Raw genomic sequence first — 17,274 nt, forward strand, 5'->3', positions numbered from 1 at the left:
GCATGTTCTCTCTTACCAAAGTGAAAAGGGTGTCGTCAGGACAAGCTGGCGACATAATCATCAAAGGAAAAGTCGCGAACGACGTGGACCGTGCCATCGAGTTCTTTGACTGCAATTGATGGCATATGAATGCCGTTAAACCAGTTTTTCTTGACCATGGTGTAGCCAGCTGCGTCGCCAATAGAGATACGATCGCCCACCTGCAGTGGGCGATCGAAGCGCCCCTCACCAAAAATATCGCCCGCCAGGCAGGTTTTGCCGCACACCTGGTAAACGTGATCACCCTGGGCCTGACCCAGCGGCGCAGTTTCGCGATAGATAAGCAGGTCGAGCATATGGGCTTCGGTCGAGCTGTCGACTACCGCAAGGTTTTTGCCGTTAAAGGCAGTGTCGAGCACGCTGACTTCGAGCGTGGTCGTGTGCCGCACGGTGGCCTCACCCGGTTCGAGGTAAACCTGCACACCGTAGGTATTGGCAAACTGCTTTAATCGCGCACAAAACGCATCCACCGGATACCCGTCGGCGGTAAAGCTGATGCCACCCCCAAGGCTGACCCAATCCAACCGATGCAGTAGCTCGCCGTAACGCGCCTCGACATCGGCCAACAGCGCGTCAAAGCGGTCGAAGTCTTTATTTTCACAGTTGTTGTGGATCATCACGCCGCTGATCTGATCAACAACGTCGATAATGCGCTGAGGATCGGACTCGCCCAACCGGCTGAACGGACGGGCCGGGTCGGCCAGATCGAAACCCGCACAGCTTACCCCTGGATTAAGCCGCAACCCTACGGGCTTACCGCCGGCGCCAGACGCGAAACGATTCAACTGACTGATGGAATTAAAGATAATTTTGTCGCAGTTGGCGACAACCGCCTCTATTTCGTGGTCGGCAAATGCAACGCTATAGGCATGGGTTTCGCCACCAAATTTCTCATAACCCAGTTTGACTTCATACAGCGACGATGATGTGGTCCCGTCCATGTACTCGCGCATCAAGTCAAAGACGGACCAGGTCGCAAAACACTTAAGGGCCAATAACACACGAGCGCCCGACTGCTCGCGCACCCGTTGAATAATTTTCAGGTTACGCAGCAGCGCCGATTTATCGATGAGGTAATAAGGGGTCTGAATCATATAAAAAACTAATCTTTTTTGCCGTCGCGATGCGCAATTTGTACCGGAGGCTGGCCTGGCAGTGTCACGACCAGAGAAAGTTGCCCGCCTATACTTTCAACATAGTGACGCAGCGTGGACAGCAACATGTCATCGCGCTTTTCAAGGCGCGACACTGTGTCTTGCCCAACCCCCAATGCCAACGCCATCTCGTCCTGGGTGTGCCCAGCGCGCTTTCGCAGCTCTTTAAGCGTTAATGTCGGCACGCCCGCAAGGAGCGTTAATTGACGCGTATCAAGATTTTTTTTGGACATAGCGTTATGGTAGAGCCAGGCGTATGATTGTTACGCTTGCGCAAAAATGGCGCAAAAGCCGTTATTACAAACAGCTTACAGTTAACACAAGGGCCGAATTATGGCCTATAAGTCATATGCAGTCAAATGCATATTTACCTTAGGCCTTTTGCCTGGTGTTTAACCTTTGCATTTTCCTCAACATCACAAAGGATCAGCCATGTCTTTAAGAATCAACGACGTTGCCCCCAACTTCACCGCCGACTCGACCGCCGGTCAAATCACGTTTCACGACTGGGTTGGCGACAGCTATGCCATCCTTTTCTCGCACCCCAAAGACTTCACCCCCGTATGCACCACCGAGTTCGGCGCAGTCGCCCAATTGGTACCCGAATTTGTCAAACGCAATACCAAAGTGCTGGGGGTTTCGGTAGATAATGTTGAAGACCATAAAAAATGGAAGCGCGATATCGAGGCCGTTGCCGGCGCCCCGGCCGACTTCCCGATCATTGACGACACCTCGTTGAACGTGTCGAAGCTGTACAACATGCTGCCGGCCGATGCCTACCTGCCCGACGGCCGCACGCCCGCACACAGCGCCACAGTACGCACCGTTTTCATTGTTGGCCCCGATAAAAAAATCCGTCTGACCATGTCATACCCCATGTCGGTCGGGCGCAACTTTGCCGAAATCATGCGTGCGCTTGATGCCGTGCAGGCAACCGACGGCGTACCCATTGCCACCCCGGCGAACTGGGTGCCTGGTCAGGACGTTATTGTGGCGCTTAGCCTGAACGACGAGCAGGCCAAAGAAAAATTCGGCAACCTCGACATCAAGTTGCCCTATTTGCGTTTTGCAAAAGCACCGCAAAAGTAAGGAGTACAGCGGCACCGTCCTAGGGCGAGTGCCGCTCAAACCAGGCATCGGCAGGCTCGGGTCTGCCGAACAGATAACCTTGGTAAATGACTTCGCCGCGCACTCTCAAAAACTCGGCTTGCTCGGGCGTCTCGACACCTTCGGCGACCACATTAAGGTGCATATGGCGCGCCACAGCCAGAATGGATTCGACCAATGCTGCACTGTCGGGGTCGACGGGTGCATCATGAACAAATACTTTGTCGATTTTCAGTTCATGAATGGGCAAATGCTTGACGTAGGTAAGTGATGCATAGCCAGTACCAAAATCGTCCAGCGAAAAATGCAAGCCCAATGCGCTAAGTTGCTGCATTTTTGAAATCACGTCGTCGACGTCCCGGATCAGCAAGCTTTCGGTGACCTCAAACGTTAACTTGCGCGGGTCAACACCGGTTTCTGCCAAAATGGATTTGATCGACGCCACAAAACCGCGCTGATGAAAATGACGCGGACTGATATTGACCGACACCCTGAAGCCGGGAGCGTCGGGGAAACGGCCTGCGGCAATATGCGTACACACCTGCCTGAGCACACAAATGCCAAGATCGGCGATAAGGTCGGATTCTTCGGCTAACGGAATGAACGAAGCAGGCGACACCAGGCCCAGTTCGGGGTGCTGCCAGCGCACCAGCGCTTCGGCGCCCACAAGCCGGCCAGTAGTGTCAACTTGCGGCTGCAAATACACCAGCAACTGGCCCGCCGGGATCGCCTGGCGCAGTTCACACTCAAGCTGAAACTGACGCTCGGCGAGTGTAGACATGGACGCTTCGTATACCGTCACCTGATTACCCCCTGCGGCTTTGGCCCGATGCATGGCGGTGTCGGCCCGACGCAAGACCTCGCCTGCGGTATCGGTATCGGAGAGCGGGAAACAGGCAACCCCGATACTGGCAACCACCGACACCTTAATCCCGTCAATATTGAAGTCGGGCGCGAATGCGCCCTGCATTTGCTCGACCAGCGCGTTAGCCCCGGCCTCGGCCAAAGAACGCGTGTCATAGACTTCGTGGGGCAAAACCAGAAATTCGCTACCGGACATACGCGACAGGGCCCCGCGACCGTCGAGTACGGTGTCAAGGCGCTCGGACATTTGCACCAAAAGTTTGTCGCCAAAAGCATGCCCTCGCGCATCGTTAAAGCGCGAAAAACGATCGACGTGGACCAGCACCAGGACCCCCACCTGCGACGTACCCACGCACTGCGCGACCTTGTCTTGCAGACGCTCGTACAGGAACAGACGGTTAGGCAAACGGGTAAGACCGTCGAAGTAGGCCAGCCTGTGCAGGTTAAGGCGGGATTGTTCTTTTTCTTCGTAGTCTTGAAACAGCAGACAGACCAGCGCCGTTGCCAACGGATAGGCCAGAAAAACCGTGAACCAGATCTGCTTCACAATGATAAAACCAATGCCGGCCGGCAACAGTAAAAACAGCATTAACATGCACGCGTGCACAACAACACCGCCCAGCCAGGCGCTGGCAAAACCAAGCGCGCCGCCCGAACGCAAGCGGATGTAGTAATACACACTGCCGATACTGGCCGACATAAGAATGGTAAGCAGCCCGACCCACATGCCATCACCGCCTAACCAGACACGATAGGCGGCCATAAACAACGCGCTGATTGCCGCAGCCAGTGGCCCGCCAAACACCCCGCCGACAAACAGCAATATGGTTCGTCCATCGAAAATAATACCGTTGCCGTAATCGACCGGCGTCATCATGGCGGCAATACCAGTAAGCCCCAGCAACACGCCGAACAAAACTTTGCCCGATGGCATATCGCGCCGCTTGCGCGACATGGCCACCTGATACGCCACCACCAGGGCAACCAGTAACGCAATATTCTTGACCAGATCAATGATCAGCATGACGCCCCGCCTGCATAAGATGGCGTGGCAGCGCCGCGGGACCGTTTACGTGAATACATTTTTTGGTCGGCATAAGCAATAAGCGATTCGGCATCGGCGCCATGATCGGGAAACAGAGCCACACCCACGCTGGCACTGATTTTGAGTGTGGCTGCGCCGGTGTCTACAGGTAAGCCGGCAATATGCATAATTTTGGCGACAACCGTGTCGATCGCCTCGTGTGACACCGCGTCGTCAAGCAAAACAATAAATTCGTCACCGCCGTAACGGTAAGCTGCGTCTTCCAGGCGTAAGCCGTGCTTGAGGCGATTTGCAAATGCGCGAAGCAGCGTGTCGCCGGTGTCGTGGCCATGCGTGTCGTTAATTTGTTTGAAGTTATCGAGATCTACAAACAACAGCGCCATACGGCCACCCTGCCGCTGGCACCGGGATACCGCGGCGGCAAGACGTTCGTTAAACGCACGTCGGTTGGGCAGACCTGTGAGCTCGTCGTGGCTGGCCTGACGCACAAGGCGCGCCTGCCACTGCAAACGCTCGACGGCCAGGCTGAGCTGGCCAAAGAAATACGGCCAAAAAGCCATGCCCCCGTCGACGTTTAGTACGGTGAAGTCAGCCTGCAAGGCAACCGCCCCTAACAAACGGTTATGCACCATTAGCGGCGCGACGCACCAGCCGTCTTGGATAAAAGCCTGAAACGAGCCCCCCTTAAGCGCTGTGTTGTAAACGGCCTGACATTGATGACGGGCCTGGGCCGCCTGCGCAGCAGGCAGCCGGGGGCCGGCCCCAAAACAATTGAACACCAGATGCCCGGCCACACCGGGGTGGCTATCGGACACTGTGACCACAGCGAAGGTTTCGACCGGAATAACACGGCGTAAAGCGTCGTGCACCTGCTGAAACAACGAGGCGGTGTCGTTGACCTTGCTGGTCGCTTCGAAGAGCGCAAAAGTAACGGTTTGAACAGCCTCGAGCTGGCGACGCTGGGTAACATCACGCGCCACACCAACACGCATCTGGTCGGCCTCCGACCACCGCGCCGTCCACATCAGACGAACGCGACGCCCGCTTTTGTGCAAATAGGTGTTTTCAAAACCTGCCCGCGATTCGCCTGACAAGACGCGTTGGCCTTCGGCACGCGTACGTTCGTGGTCTTCGGGGGCAACGAAATCGAGCAGGCGACGCCCCATAAGTTCTTGCTGGGTATACCCAAGTACAGCATTACAGGCGGCACTAACGTACGCGACCCGACCCTCGGCGTCGACCAAAAAAACGACATCGAGCAACAGGTCGAGATAATGTGACGACGGTTGCGGATGGGGCTGGGTCATGAAAGGTACCTGATGCAGTCGGACTGCGCCAAACGACACGAAACGCCGCCTTGCAAAATAATGCAAACTCGAACAAACAGACGACTAAAGCTTACACCCATTTTTTGACAACAACATATCCGGCAAAGCACAGCCTCGAAAAACAGCCGCAAAAATCAGATAAGCCCCTGACCGTTCGTCGATAAAAAAAGGCCGGGTAGAAAGCTGCCCGGCCACACTTGATGATGCTTGCATACGATAAACGCTGGCCTGCTGGCTAGGCTTCGGCCAGCCGGACGCTGTCGAACCAGGCGTCGTCTATTTCGGGTAGCGGGATGGCGTCAATGAGTGTGCGTGTAATGCTGCTTTGCGGGTTACTGAAGACCTGGTCGCAGGGCCCCGCGTCGACGATTTCGCCATGGTTAAGCACAATCACCTGCGAGCACACCGTACGAATGACCGATAAATCGTGACTGATAAAGGCAATGGTGAGATTCATGTCGGCAGCAAGGTCTTGCAGCAAGGTTAGCACCTGCGCTTGCGAAGACACATCAAGCCCGGACACGATTTCGTCGGCCAGAATAAACGAGGGGTTAAGCGCTATTGCCCGGGCGATACCCACCCGTTGACGCTGCCCACCCGAAAGCTCGTGCGGATACCGGGCGGCAAACGCAGCAGGCAGGCCAACCCGCTCAAGTGCCTCGATGGCGCGGCGACGCGGATTATCGAAGCCGTACCGTTTGAGCGGCGACGCAACGATGCGGCCGACAGTATGACGCGGGTTAAGTGAGGACATCGGGTCCTGGAAGATCATTTGGAGATCACGACGAAGCGGCTTGACCTGCTCTTCGGTAAGACGTGAAATGTCTTTCCCACGGAACAACACCTGGCCCGACGAGACCCCAAGCAACCGAACCAGCACACGCCCGAGGGTCGACTTCCCCGAGCCGCTTTCGCCCACGATACCGATGATTTCCCCGGCAGGCAGATCGAACGTCAGCCCTTTGAGGATCTCGATTCGGGGGGTCGGCCCAAACAGCTTCTTGCGCGACATGTCGGGGAGTGACAGGCGCAAATCTTTGACACGAAACAAAGGCTCAGACATGGGCAGCTCCGTTGGCATCGGCCAGCGCAATTTCTTTCTTCAGGTTGGCAATCAGTTCGGGCGGCACCGGTTTAAGGGGTTCGTCGGGGTGGGTGTAACGCGGCGTTGCCCCAATAAGCGCCCGCGTGTATGGATGCTGCGGGTTGGCAAATACCTCGCGAGTGGGCGCGCTTTCCATGACCTTGCCGGCGAAAAGCACAGTAACCGTTTGACTGATTTTGGCCACAACGCCCATGTCGTGCGTTACGAACAAAACCGCCGTACCGGACTCGGCCTGCAGTTCGCGAATCAGGCGCAAAATCTGCTTTTGCACTGTTACGTCAAGCGCGGTTGTGGGTTCGTCGGCGACAATAAGCCTGGGCTTGGGTGCAAACGCGGCCGCAATAAGAATACGCTGGCGCATACCGCCGGACAGTTCGTGCGGGTACGACGCCATCACTCGTTTAGGGTCGCGGATATGCACCCGATCAAGCAACTCGAGGGCGCGCGCCTGCGCGTCGGCACTGCTCCACCCCAAACGCTTGACCAGACGTTCGGTAATTTGCACGCCAATCCGGCGCGACGGATTCAGGGCGGTTAATGGGTCTTGCGGAATGAGTGACGCCGCCGCGGCCACCGTCTGGCGTCGCTGCGCGGCGCCAAGCGCATCCAGGCTTTCGCCTTGCAGCAAAATCTGGCCCGAGGTCACCTCGATGTTGCGTGGCAAAACACCTAATACCGCTTTGCCGATCATGCTTTTACCCGCGCCACTTTCGCCGACCAGCGCGCGGACTTCGCCCGGCTGCACCGAAAGGGAAACATCGCGCAACAGGCGGCTACCGCCCCTTAATGCGACATTCAGGCCATTGACTTCGAGTGTGGGTTGGGCCGTGTCGGCGCCAACATTGTGTGTACTTAGTGTCATGTTGCTTACCTTGCCAGCGGGTCGAACTGGTCTTTCAGGCCTTCACCCAACTGGCTGAACGACAGCACCGTCAGAAAAAGCACCACGAGCGGCGCCACAAGCACCCACCAGGCAAAATGAATAGAGGCCCGCCCTTCGGCAATCATGCCGCCCCAGGTTGGGGAGTCGGACGAAATAGACAGGTTCACGAAACTGAGAATGGCTTCCACGATAACGGCCACACCCATTTCAAGGGCCAGCAAGGCCACCACCGTAGGCAGCACATTGGGCACGACCTCGCTAACCAGGGTACCCAGGCGCGTTGCCCCCCCGATACGGGCCGACTGGACGTAATCCATGCGTGTCTGAACCATGGTCTCGGCACGGATCACACGGGCGAAACGCGTCCAGTCGATGATGGCAATAGCCAAAATGACAGATGTCAGGCCCGTTCCCAGTACAGCCACCAGCAAAATGGAAAACAGCACCGGCGGAAATGCCATCCAGATATCGATAAGCCGCGAAACCACGCGGTCTACCCAACCGCCAAAGTAACCGGCCAGCAAACCCAGCGCCGAGCCAAAAGCGCATGCCGCTGTGGCGGCAACCAGCGCAACCGTTAACGCAATTTGTGCACCGTATATAAGGCGAGACAAGACATCGCGCCCGAGGCTGTCAGTCCCCAGAAAGAAGCCGGCTTCGTAACCGCTGAAACCGATGGGGGGCAAACGCTCGAGCAGCAAGTCTTGTTCGAGCGGATTATGCGGCGCGATAAACGGAGCCAGCAACGCAGCCAGGACCACGATGGCGATCCAGGAGGCTGACAACCAGAGCCTTAAATTTGTTTTACGTACACGTGCCCGCGGCTCGGCGGGAACGGCGTTTACAGTGGCTTCAGCCATGACGCAGCCTCGGATTAAGGAAGGTGTAGGCAATATCAACTACCAAATTCACCAAAATAAACAAACAAGCAAACATCAGGACAATGCCCTGAATCAGGGGAAGATCTCGATTGATCACCGCATCGATGGCCATATTGCCCAGACCTTCGTAGGCGAAGAGGCGTTCGACAATGACGGTGCCCCCGATTAGAAAAGTGAACTGCACACCGATGAGCGTTAGCGTGGGCAACGCAGCATTACGCAGCGCCTCGCGCAAAATGACCTGGGTTTCGGTAAAACCGCGCACGCGAGCCAGCACGGTGTAGTCGAGTTGCAGCACATCTTTAAGACTTTGCTTAAGCAATTGCGAAATAATCGCTGCCAAAGGCAAGGCCAGCGACAATGCCGGCATCAGCATGTGGGCCATCAGGTCTTGCAGCACGTCGAACCGGAACCGTACCAAGGCCTCGAAGAGGTAAAAATTGGTGGTGAAGTCGAGATCGAGCTGGGGTGAAACCCGACCCGAAATATGAAACACAGGCCAGAGCACGCCAAACAGCAGAATCAACAACAGCCCCCACAAGAAGTCGGGGATCGACAGGGTCGCGCCGTTGAACAAGTCGACACCAGCCTCGCCGGGGCGCCCCCGTTCTTTGGCACCCCAAACGGCCGTGGCGCCGCCAATGGCCATGGCAATTAACAAGGCAAGAATGGAAAGCTCGAGCGTGGCCGGCAACCGCTCGAGAACCAGGCCGGCGACCGGCTGCTTGAGTGTGATTGACGTACCGAAATCGCCCTGCAATACGCCGCCTGCCCAGATAAAGAACTGCTGAAGCAGCGGTTTGTCGAGCCCGTACAGCGCTGTCAGCTGGGCGATATCCGCCTCGGTTGCCCCGGGCGACACCATCATGGCAATCGGGTTGCCTGGCGCGACACGTATCAGGATAAAAACAACAATAGCGACGCCGACCAGCGTCACGAACATCGTGGCTAGCCGGATAAGAATAGATTTCAACATGGGTGCAGCAGAACTGTCGCGGAATGTGGCGGGCGGCCAGAGCGGCCGCCCGGATCAAAAGAACAACTTAGGCGGGTTTCATGGAAGCCGCGGTGACGTCGCCTGTGGCAGCCGCAGGGACAACGACCTTGTCAGAGTGGATGACGGGCAGCACATACTGGAGCAACGGAATAACGTAGCCATTTTCCATAATGTAAGCGCTGACATCTTTCCAACCCTGGATGCGCTTGGCTTCGTCGGGTTCGGCCCACAGTGGTCCGATCTTTTCGATAAGGTCGGGGGAATCCCATACGGAGTGAGGCGAAGGCCCGAACATCGAGTGACCCGTCGATGTGGTTGGGTCACCAATGGCGTTCCCCCAGTTGTAGAAAGCTGCCGGAGCGAGCTGGTCGGCACCGCGCAATTCGAAGTGCTTGGCAATCTCGTAGATTTCGATGTTGGCCTCGATGCCCACCCGACGCCACATCCCCACAATGGCCTGGATCATTTCGTAATCTTTAGGCTTGAAACCACGTGTGGTCTGAATTGTGAACTTGACCGGCTTTTCGGGCGAGAAGCCTGACGCCGCCAACAACTGCTTGGCCTTTTCGGGGTTGTACTCGAACTTGAGGTTGGGATCGAAGGCATCGTATTCGGGGGCCTCGAGCGTTGACAGCGGCACGCCGTAGCCACGCAACAGACGGTCGATAATGAGTTGCTTGTCGATAGCGTGATGCGCAGCCAGACGAACGTTTTTGTCGAGCATGGGGCCGACATCGTTCAGGAAGATCATGGCGATATCGGAAATCGGGAAGGCTTCGCCCTTGAGCCCAGGCTTCTGCTTGAGGCGGTCGAATTCTTCGTAGGGGATTTCCATCGTGACCTGGGCATTGCCGGATTCGATCTCGGCAACGCGGCTGGCGGCGTCGGGGACGAACTTGATGGTGACCACGTCGTAGGCCGGCTTACCACCCCAGTAGTCTTTGTTGGCCACCAGGCGCACATAGGCGCCACGCTCGTAGGCGTCGATTTTGTAGGGGCCTGTACCAATAGGGGCTTTTTCAAAACCTTCAGGGCCGACTTTTTCAAAGTAGGCCTTGGGCAAAACATAACCCGTCAGGAACGCCATCCATTTGAAAATGGTGGGTTCGAACTGAACGACATCGGCCGTAACGACATTACCGTCGACCTTGAAGTTGGTGAGGTTTTTCCAGACGAACTGGCCTGGGTTACCGGTTTTAGGATCGGCGGCGCGTTGCAGCGACCATGCGATGTCTTCGGCCGTAAAGGGCGAGCCATCGTGCCACTTGACGCCCTCGCGAACCACCATACGCACTTTTTTGTTGTCGTCGGTAAAGCCCCACTCGGTGAGCAAACCAGGCTTGAAGCTCAGGTCGGCTTCTTGCTGGATAAAGCGATCGAAAACCGACAGGTAAAGTGCCTGCAGCTTGGGGTTAACCCCGGAAGGCCCCGTGGTTGGGTCCCAGCTGGGTACACCCGTGTTGTAGGCAATAACCAGGTCTTGACCGGCATTTTGTGCATATGCCGGCATACCAATGGCCGAAATACCGGCTGCAGCAACGCTAAGCTGCAGGAAGTCACGTCTTGTATGCGTCATGGTGTGTTTCCTTACGTGGATGACAATGAGCCGGCCCTGAAAAAATTGGTGATAAAAGGCCAAATCATGTTTCGCTTTACATATTAAAGGTTGAAGGTTGAACTACCCACTGGTGTTAACCCGGAACTAACGCACATTTTGGGCCACCATATAGCCCGAACCGGCACCGGTACCCCCACCCGGCCAAACTGCGGCACCCACCATATGCAGGCCTTTGACCGGCGTATGACCGTCGGCAAAACCTCGTACCGGGCGGAACAAGAAATTTTGGGACAAATGATGCGACCCGCAAACCTGATCACCGCCCACCAGGTTTGGATTCTCGGCTTCGAGATCGAGTGGCGATACGATGTGACGCCCGAGCACCAGACCCGACAGGCCCGGCGCGTATTGCTCGATTTGCGCCATGACACGGTCGGCATACGCCTGCTTGATATCGGCCCATGCCCTGCCCTGGATTTGCCCGGCAGCATCACCGCGAATGTCGGCGGGCAGACAACGCACCTGGACCCACAAGGTATGTTTACCCTCTGGCGCCCGTGAAGGGTCGAATACCGTAGGTTGACCCACCACCAGTACCGGCGCATCGGGCAACAACCCGGCCATGGCCTGCTGGTAGGTACGCGCCAGGTCGTCAAGCGTGGGGCCGATGTGGACGTACGCGAATTTTTTTAGCGCCTGGGCCTGCCAAGGCGGCAGATCGGACAGTGCAAGATGAATCATCATGGTACCGGGCGCATGCCGGAACGCCTTCATGCCCGCGTCGAAGCCGGCGTCGCCGCTCTGGCCTGACAGCAGACGCATGAGCGCGCGCGGCGCCACGTTAGCCAGAACATTTGAGGCCTTGAGCGTTTCACCCGAGGTGAGCGTAACCCCCTGAACCTGGCCGCCGACAACATTGATACGATCGACTTCGGCGCCACATCGCACGCTGCCGCCACGCGATTCAATAAGTTGCACCAGCGATCGGGTGACCGTGTCGGCGCCACCCTTGCCAATAACCATACCCATGGCTTGCCCGGCAAAGCTTTCGAGGTAAGGAAAAATAGCCCCGCCCGAGATGTCGGGTGCAAAATCGAGATGCAGCCCCCAGGTTGCCAATGCCGCATGCAGACGAGGGTCGGTAAAGGTTTGCTCAACCCAGTTTCGTGGGGATGACACCAGCAGCCGCATCAGGTCGAGCGCACCAGTAAAGCCCTGGCTGCGCAAAATTTGCCAGCCCGCCCTGGATAACCCGCCTTTTGTCATGCGGGCAGACAATAGCGTGCCCAGCGCGCCGGCCTTGCCTGGGAAAGCAACCAGACCGGCCTTCCAGGCCGCCTGATCTTCGGGGTGGCGAATTGTAGAGAGCGTTTCTTCAAGGTCGGTGGAAACGCCGAAGTAATCACCATCGGGGAAAACTGACGCAAAGGGGCGATCGACCGGCACGAACTCGAGACCATGCGTGGCCAGTACCGAGGCATGCGCCTTGTGAAAGCCCGAGCCGGCAAACATTGACAAGTTCATTGCGGCCACATCGTGACGAAAACCAGGTAACGTCAGCGCTTCGGTTCGCACCGCGCCGCCGGGCCGGTCAAGGCGCTCGAGCACAGTAACCGTTTGCCCTTTAAGGGCCAGCTCGGCCGCCGCCACCAACCCGTTAATGCCCGACCCAATAACAATCACACTCATACAACATCCTGTTTAAACGATGGGGTTTTGGCCGCTGCAGCAGCGATACCAGGGTTAAATACAACTACAAAAACTTGCCTGCCATTATGGCCATTGGCGCCGCCTTGCAGACACACGCAACGCACGTTCAACGCACATGCTGCAACGACTAAAGAAATTTTTTCAGCGCCTCTAGAAAAAGCTGCTGACCAAGGTGCTTGTCACGCTTCCAGGTGTCGACGGCGGCATCGTCGGCGCGATCGGACACGTACTTGAACGACATCCAGGGCACATTATGTTCGTGTGCCGCTGCGGCAATGGCGTAAAGCTCCATGTCGACCAGATCGATGGCGGCGTGATCGAACCACGGGTCGTGCGCCGTTACGAAACTGTCTCCTGTTCCACACGTATGCCCCGAAGACTGAATTGAAAAATACTGTTGCGGCCTTGGGCAATACGGCATTTGCCCGCGTGGTGCCAGCGACGTGACGACGTCGCGCTGCACCACACGCCCGATGGGCAACAAACCCGTCAGACCTTCTTTTAAGCCGCCAGCCGTACCCAGGTTGAGAATGAGTGACGGCCGGGATTCGTGGATGGCCTTTAACGTGCCCATGGCCGCGTTGATTTTGCCCATACCGGTGTATACAACTCGCACATTGGCAGGCAAGCTGCCCGGAACAAGTTCATCGGGTAAGGCGCAGACAAGAAGAAGTTTTTCGCTCATGCAGCGCATTATGTAACCTGACGCGACAACATACAAGACCAGGCTGACGGCTGTCGTGACGGTTTGCGCCATCTCGCCCAGCCATTTATGTCATAATTACGCGCTTGGCGTCCATGGCGGAATTGGTAGACGCAAGAGACTTAAAATCTCTCGATCTTTGATCGTGCCGGTTCGATTCCGGCTGGACGCACCAATAAAATCAAAGGCTTCCGAAGTACTGGCCCTTTGCATATCTGGAAGTGTTCCGCATAACTTGCTGAACACGTTCCGCTTTCTCTTTTTCTCTGAGTTTCATGAGTGTCTTTCATTGCCTATCTGGGCAGACTCTCGCCTGAAACCGTTCTAGTTAGCAATTCGCAAAGTCATCATCTATACCTTGATGTATAGGTGGTGCTGCCTATGGCAATCACGATTTCTGATTGCCTAATTCAATAGGGCCTTCTCATGTACGTACCCAACATACAGGGCGCCGCAACAAGCGCGCGTCCAAACTTCTTGCGTCCGCAATTTCCAGAAGCCATTCGCGCTGCACGTCACGCCGCATTGGTCTGGTTTCAAAGCGAAACGGGCATGACCCTATCGCAATTTCGAGACGTTCGTTGCTGGGAGCATTGCCAGCGCTATAACGATTCGGCCATTCAAAGACATCTTAGGGAGTCGGCCTTTCGTAGCGCCTATGCCGAACAGGTGGGCCAGATCATTGTGGAGCGTAGTGATGGGTAGGCCACTTCTTGAACGACTGATATCAATTCGAATGTCTGACGAGGAACATCAACACTACCTCATTGCGGCCACAAAGCTAGGTATCAGTCTTTCTGAGTACTTGAGGCTGCGCCTGGCCAGCGTGAACGAAAACGATGTTGCAGACCAAATCGCTCAACTTCGCCTAACGATTCTGGACAATCCTAGCGATGTACCCACTGACTTATGGCCAGCCGTGGCTGAGGTCGTTCTTTTGCTGCGACACATTTGTAAGCCAGGCGACGTTCGAGCCGCGCACGCCGAGCTAACCCGATCAGGCGTCACCCCCTGGCGACCTTCCCAAGACCAAAAAACGTAACTCGTCACGGGTCTTGCCCTAATAATCCGGAGCTATTTAGATGCAATTGCACATCAAGGCTGCAGCGTTGATGGCGGCAACGCTCGTCGGCGGGTGCGGATTCGTACCAAAAAAACCGCCCAAGCCTGTAGAGGGACAACGCATACCGATCAATCTGACTGCACCTAACCCCCGTCCGTGGGCTGGCCCAATGCTCGCCCACCCCAGCCAGCCAGAGCTGATCGCCCTTGCCTCGACGCAAACCGTCCAACCGCCGGCAACGAGTAGCGAAATCACAGCGACGAGCGATACAACTTCCTCTCCAACCGCTAAAGGAGACACCCCACAAACACAAGCGCCTCTAATAGAAGAGAACACTCAACTGGCAAAGCTATCGCCACCGGAAGAGCCGCTTGCGATGTGGCCCGTACTGCTGACATTCAATCCAAATGAACAGCTGGACAGCTCTGCTACTCGACTCCCCTTAGAGCGTGTCAGCTTTACCTGGCCAGAGCAACCCGTAAAAGTTGTTCTTCCCGAACCGATGAGCACGCCGGAACCGTCGCCAACCCTCCCTGCACCGAGCGAGGCAAGCGCCCAGCCAGTGAACTTACCCGAGGTCAAAAGCGAGTCCCCATTACATATAGCCAGTAGCCTCCCCTCTGATGCAAAGGCTACAGATCAAGGCTCAAGCGTGAAAACAAGCGTCAAAGAGCAGCAAGACACAAATGGCACGCCGCACTCGAACAGCGAACGGGCCCCAGGCCAGGTCGAGCAAGGCAGCCAGTCCGACGCTGTGGCTCTTAGTAAGACAGACGAACTTGAAAGTCCAGCGCCCCAGACTGGAACGCAACACGAACCCGATCCTGTACCTGAACCTGTGCCTGAACCCGCGCCACCGCTACTGACGTGGTCCGCACAGGCCGGTATGACCCTGAGTGAAATGCTGAGCAACTGGGGGGCTGATCAAGGGTGGATTGTTCGCTGGGCCAGCGAATCGGATTATCGGATCGAAGCGCCCTTCTCTATACAGGCACCGGATTTCCTGGCGGCCGCATCGCACGTATTTAACGCCTACCGCGACGCGGGGCGCTCTTTTAACGTCACGGCCTATGCCAACCAGGTACTGGTCGTGAAAGCTCCAACGGATTAATAAGCCCATGCCTACTTTTAATTATCGGCCAGCTATACGCCTGGTCGCCTCAACGCTTTGCCTTGCAATTATTTCTGGTTGTGCTGCTTATAAGCGCATTGACGATGCGCCAGAGGTTGCTCAAGAAGCCTTCAACATCGCCCTAGAACAAATCGATGCCCATCGTGAAGGGCGCGAGATCATCACGAAGGTCGACGAGCCTTGGATCTCAACCCAGCAAATCAAGCCGAGCACTGAACGGACCCAGAAAATTCCTACCGCGCAGGACTGCCGAGTCCGTCTGATTGCTGATGCGCCCCTTTCGCTGGTGGATTTCACGCAGATCGTAGCGGCCGACTGTCAGCTGCCTATACGTATTAGCCAAGACGCCTGGGCGGCCTTGGCAGGCGGGTCAATTCAAACAAGCGCTACCCCCGCCATGGGGGGCACTGTGCCGATGGTGCCCTCTCTGGGGCCAGCCGCAGCCGCGATGGCACCCGCAGCCAACGCGCCAACCGGCCGAAACTTTGCCTACTCCACCAGTGGTGAGCGCCAGATTCAACCGCTTCGATGGCTGGGCAAACCACTATCTGGGCTGCTGGATGTGGTGACCTCTCAACTGGGCTTGTCCTGGTCGTATCGCAACAATGCGGTCGTGATCCACTATTTAGACACGCGCACATTTCGTGTCGCCCTTTCTTCAGAGCTCGATGTCGAGGCCAATGTCACCAGTGGCGCAAGCCTGACCTCCGGCACGGGGGGGAGTGGCAACGGCACCAGCGCCAGCGAAACAACCTCTGAGACATCGCAACGCACGCTGATGAGCATCAAATCGCGCTTTGGCGCCGATGTGCAACGCGCTGTTCAGGCCATGCTGACCCCAGGGGTCGGACAGCACGCATTTTCTCCGTCCATCGGCACAATTACCGTGACCGACACACCCGATGTGCTGGACCGCATTGGGCAATATATTGAGAACACCAATGCGCGTATGAGCCGACAAGCCATGCTGTATGTGACGGTGGCCTCTGTAGAGCTGACCGACTCGGACAGTCTGGGCATCAACTGGAACATGGTGTGGCGATCATTAAACGGCAGTTTTGGTGCTGGTTTTACCAACGGATTTTCTCCTTTGGAAAGCTCTGCCAGTGTGGGTTTTGGCATTTTGGATACCGCTTCCGGGCGTGCTGGCCAGTTTGGCGGCACCCAGGCTATTTTGAGCGCCCTGTCCAAACAAGGGGCCGTGTCCATCATGCGTCAACGGGGTGTCACAACGCAGCACCTGCAGCCTACCCCGATCCACCTGACTAACGAGCGCCAATATGTGTGCGGCCGCAGTCAAACCAACACGGCTCAAGTCGGTTCTACCGAATCAACGACGCTCTGCAGCGTGGTCACAGGGTTTGCCATGGACATATTGCCGGACATTCATGATGAGCACCTGACCCTTCAGTTCTCGCTGAACATGTCGCCACCGGCTCGCATTGAAATGGTCCCCGGCAACCCCGAGCGGCCGGAATATACCGCGTCTGTGGATCGTCAGACCTTTTTGCAACGGGTTGGGATGCGTTCTGGCCAAACTTTGGTGATTTCGGACTTCCAGGAAGCCAGCGAATCGTCAAACAAGCAAGGTATCGGCGGTACCTCGGCCTGGGCAGTGACGGGCGGTGGTGCCCGTGAAAAGACCCGGCGCGTTCTGGTCATCATTATTTCGCCACGCATCATGCCGACGCAGCAGGACAGTTAG

At 56.5% G+C, this 17,274-nt stretch carries 15 protein-coding genes and 1 tRNA gene; 5 read left to right on the plus strand and 11 right to left on the minus strand.

Annotation, left to right across the window (positions count from 1 at the left end; genetic code table 11):
* Positions 1-35 precede the first annotated feature (35 nt).
* Both GTU67_RS02310 and GTU67_RS02315 read right to left on the minus strand, forming a co-directional pair.
* On the minus strand, positions 36-1,133 hold the full coding sequence (locus GTU67_RS02310; RefSeq protein ID WP_185778557.1) for a carboxynorspermidine decarboxylase: 1,098 nt from the start codon (positions 1,131-1,133) through the stop codon (positions 36-38).
* Between the two features lie 8 nt (positions 1,134-1,141).
* Positions 1,142-1,426, minus strand: coding sequence for a helix-turn-helix domain-containing protein (locus tag GTU67_RS02315; RefSeq protein WP_185778558.1), 285 nt, complete (start codon positions 1,424-1,426; stop codon positions 1,142-1,144).
* 199 nt (positions 1,427-1,625) lie between these two features.
* On the opposite strand from GTU67_RS02315, the gene GTU67_RS02320 reads away from it, so the two are divergent.
* Complete coding sequence (locus tag GTU67_RS02320) at positions 1,626-2,282, plus strand: peroxiredoxin (protein WP_185778559.1); 657 nt, start codon at positions 1,626-1,628, stop codon at positions 2,280-2,282.
* 19 nt (positions 2,283-2,301) lie between these two features.
* Here GTU67_RS02320 and GTU67_RS02325 read toward each other — a convergent pair whose 3' ends face one another.
* The 9 genes from GTU67_RS02325 to GTU67_RS02365 form a co-directional block, all read right to left on the minus strand.
* Positions 2,302-4,188, minus strand: a complete 1,887-nt coding sequence (locus GTU67_RS02325; protein ID WP_185778560.1) for a putative bifunctional diguanylate cyclase/phosphodiesterase — start codon at positions 4,186-4,188, stop codon at positions 2,302-2,304.
* The gene (locus GTU67_RS02330; RefSeq protein ID WP_185778561.1) at positions 4,182-5,516 is read right to left on the minus strand and encodes a GGDEF domain-containing protein; all 1,335 of its coding nucleotides are present in this window, start codon (positions 5,514-5,516) and stop codon (positions 4,182-4,184) included. The genes GTU67_RS02325 and GTU67_RS02330 overlap by 7 nt, the downstream gene beginning before the upstream one ends.
* A 256-nt stretch (positions 5,517-5,772) precedes the next feature.
* Complete coding sequence (locus tag GTU67_RS02335; RefSeq protein WP_185778562.1) at positions 5,773-6,600, minus strand: ABC transporter ATP-binding protein; 828 nt, start codon at positions 6,598-6,600, stop codon at positions 5,773-5,775.
* Complete coding sequence (locus GTU67_RS02340) at positions 6,593-7,504, minus strand: ABC transporter ATP-binding protein (RefSeq protein WP_185778563.1); 912 nt, start codon at positions 7,502-7,504, stop codon at positions 6,593-6,595. The genes GTU67_RS02335 and GTU67_RS02340 overlap by 8 nt, the downstream gene beginning before the upstream one ends.
* 5 nt (positions 7,505-7,509) lie before the next feature.
* The gene (locus GTU67_RS02345) at positions 7,510-8,385 is read right to left on the minus strand and encodes an ABC transporter permease (RefSeq protein WP_185778564.1); all 876 of its coding nucleotides are present in this window, start codon (positions 8,383-8,385) and stop codon (positions 7,510-7,512) included.
* Complete coding sequence (locus GTU67_RS02350) at positions 8,378-9,382, minus strand: ABC transporter permease (RefSeq protein ID WP_185778565.1); 1,005 nt, start codon at positions 9,380-9,382, stop codon at positions 8,378-8,380. Before GTU67_RS02350 ends, GTU67_RS02345 begins: the two co-directional genes overlap by 8 nt.
* 67 nt (positions 9,383-9,449) lie before the next feature.
* Complete coding sequence (locus GTU67_RS02355; RefSeq protein WP_185778566.1) at positions 9,450-10,979, minus strand: ABC transporter substrate-binding protein; 1,530 nt, start codon at positions 10,977-10,979, stop codon at positions 9,450-9,452.
* A 126-nt stretch (positions 10,980-11,105) separates the two neighbouring features.
* Positions 11,106-12,650: a phytoene desaturase family protein gene (locus GTU67_RS02360; protein WP_185778567.1), complete on the minus strand. Its 1,545-nt coding sequence runs from the start codon at positions 12,648-12,650 to the stop codon at positions 11,106-11,108.
* A gap of 148 nt (positions 12,651-12,798) precedes the next feature.
* Complete coding sequence (locus GTU67_RS02365) at positions 12,799-13,356, minus strand: phosphorylase family protein (RefSeq protein ID WP_221893228.1); 558 nt, start codon at positions 13,354-13,356, stop codon at positions 12,799-12,801.
* A gap of 107 nt (positions 13,357-13,463) precedes the next feature.
* Between GTU67_RS02365 and GTU67_RS02370 the strand changes: the two genes are divergently transcribed.
* The 4 genes from GTU67_RS02370 (at position 13,464) to pilN (ending at position 17,274) form a co-directional block, all read left to right on the plus strand.
* Positions 13,464-13,549 (plus strand) — tRNA-Leu (locus GTU67_RS02370).
* A 251-nt stretch (positions 13,550-13,800) separates the two neighbouring features.
* Entirely contained in the window at positions 13,801-14,079 is a 279-nt protein-coding gene (locus tag GTU67_RS02375; protein WP_123660981.1) for a hypothetical protein, read from the plus strand.
* Between the two features lie 1,010 nt (positions 14,080-15,089).
* Positions 15,090-15,548 (plus strand): TcpQ domain-containing protein, encoded by a 459-nt coding sequence (locus GTU67_RS15480; protein ID WP_185778568.1) that lies wholly within the window; start codon positions 15,090-15,092, stop codon positions 15,546-15,548.
* A gap of 7 nt (positions 15,549-15,555) precedes the next feature.
* Positions 15,556-17,274, plus strand: a complete 1,719-nt coding sequence (gene pilN, locus GTU67_RS02385; protein WP_185778569.1) for a PilN family type IVB pilus formation outer membrane protein — start codon at positions 15,556-15,558, stop codon at positions 17,272-17,274.

This window comes from Pusillimonas minor, assembly GCF_014237865.1.
Taxonomy (GTDB): Bacteria; Pseudomonadota; Gammaproteobacteria; order Burkholderiales; family Burkholderiaceae_B; genus Neopusillimonas; species Neopusillimonas minor.

Excerpts from the sequence above, each read along its gene's own strand:
- GTU67_RS02310 (WP_185778557.1), bottom strand. The coding sequence starts at position 1,133 with ATGATTCAGACCCCTTATTACCTCATCGATAAATCGGCGCTGCTGCGT.
- GTU67_RS02315 (WP_185778558.1), bottom strand. The coding sequence starts at position 1,426 with ATGTCCAAAAAAAATCTTGATACGCGTCAATTAACGCTCCTTGCGGGC.
- GTU67_RS02320 (WP_185778559.1), top strand. The coding sequence starts at position 1,626 with ATGTCTTTAAGAATCAACGACGTTGCCCCCAACTTCACCGCCGACTCG.
- GTU67_RS02325 (WP_185778560.1), bottom strand. The coding sequence starts at position 4,188 with ATGCTGATCATTGATCTGGTCAAGAATATTGCGTTACTGGTTGCCCTG.
- GTU67_RS02330 (WP_185778561.1), bottom strand. The coding sequence starts at position 5,516 with ATGACCCAGCCCCATCCGCAACCGTCGTCACATTATCTCGACCTGTTG.
- GTU67_RS02335 (WP_185778562.1), bottom strand. The coding sequence starts at position 6,600 with ATGTCTGAGCCTTTGTTTCGTGTCAAAGATTTGCGCCTGTCACTCCCC.
- GTU67_RS02340 (WP_185778563.1), bottom strand. The coding sequence starts at position 7,504 with ATGACACTAAGTACACACAATGTTGGCGCCGACACGGCCCAACCCACA.
- GTU67_RS02345 (WP_185778564.1), bottom strand. The coding sequence starts at position 8,385 with ATGGCTGAAGCCACTGTAAACGCCGTTCCCGCCGAGCCGCGGGCACGT.
- GTU67_RS02350 (WP_185778565.1), bottom strand. The coding sequence starts at position 9,382 with ATGTTGAAATCTATTCTTATCCGGCTAGCCACGATGTTCGTGACGCTG.
- GTU67_RS02355 (WP_185778566.1), bottom strand. The coding sequence starts at position 10,979 with ATGACGCATACAAGACGTGACTTCCTGCAGCTTAGCGTTGCTGCAGCC.
- GTU67_RS02360 (WP_185778567.1), bottom strand. The coding sequence starts at position 12,650 with ATGAGTGTGATTGTTATTGGGTCGGGCATTAACGGGTTGGTGGCGGCG.
- GTU67_RS02365 (WP_221893228.1), bottom strand. The coding sequence starts at position 13,356 with ATGAGCGAAAAACTTCTTCTTGTCTGCGCCTTACCCGATGAACTTGTT.
- GTU67_RS02375 (WP_123660981.1), top strand. The coding sequence starts at position 13,801 with ATGTACGTACCCAACATACAGGGCGCCGCAACAAGCGCGCGTCCAAAC.
- pilN (WP_185778569.1), top strand. The coding sequence starts at position 15,556 with ATGCCTACTTTTAATTATCGGCCAGCTATACGCCTGGTCGCCTCAACG.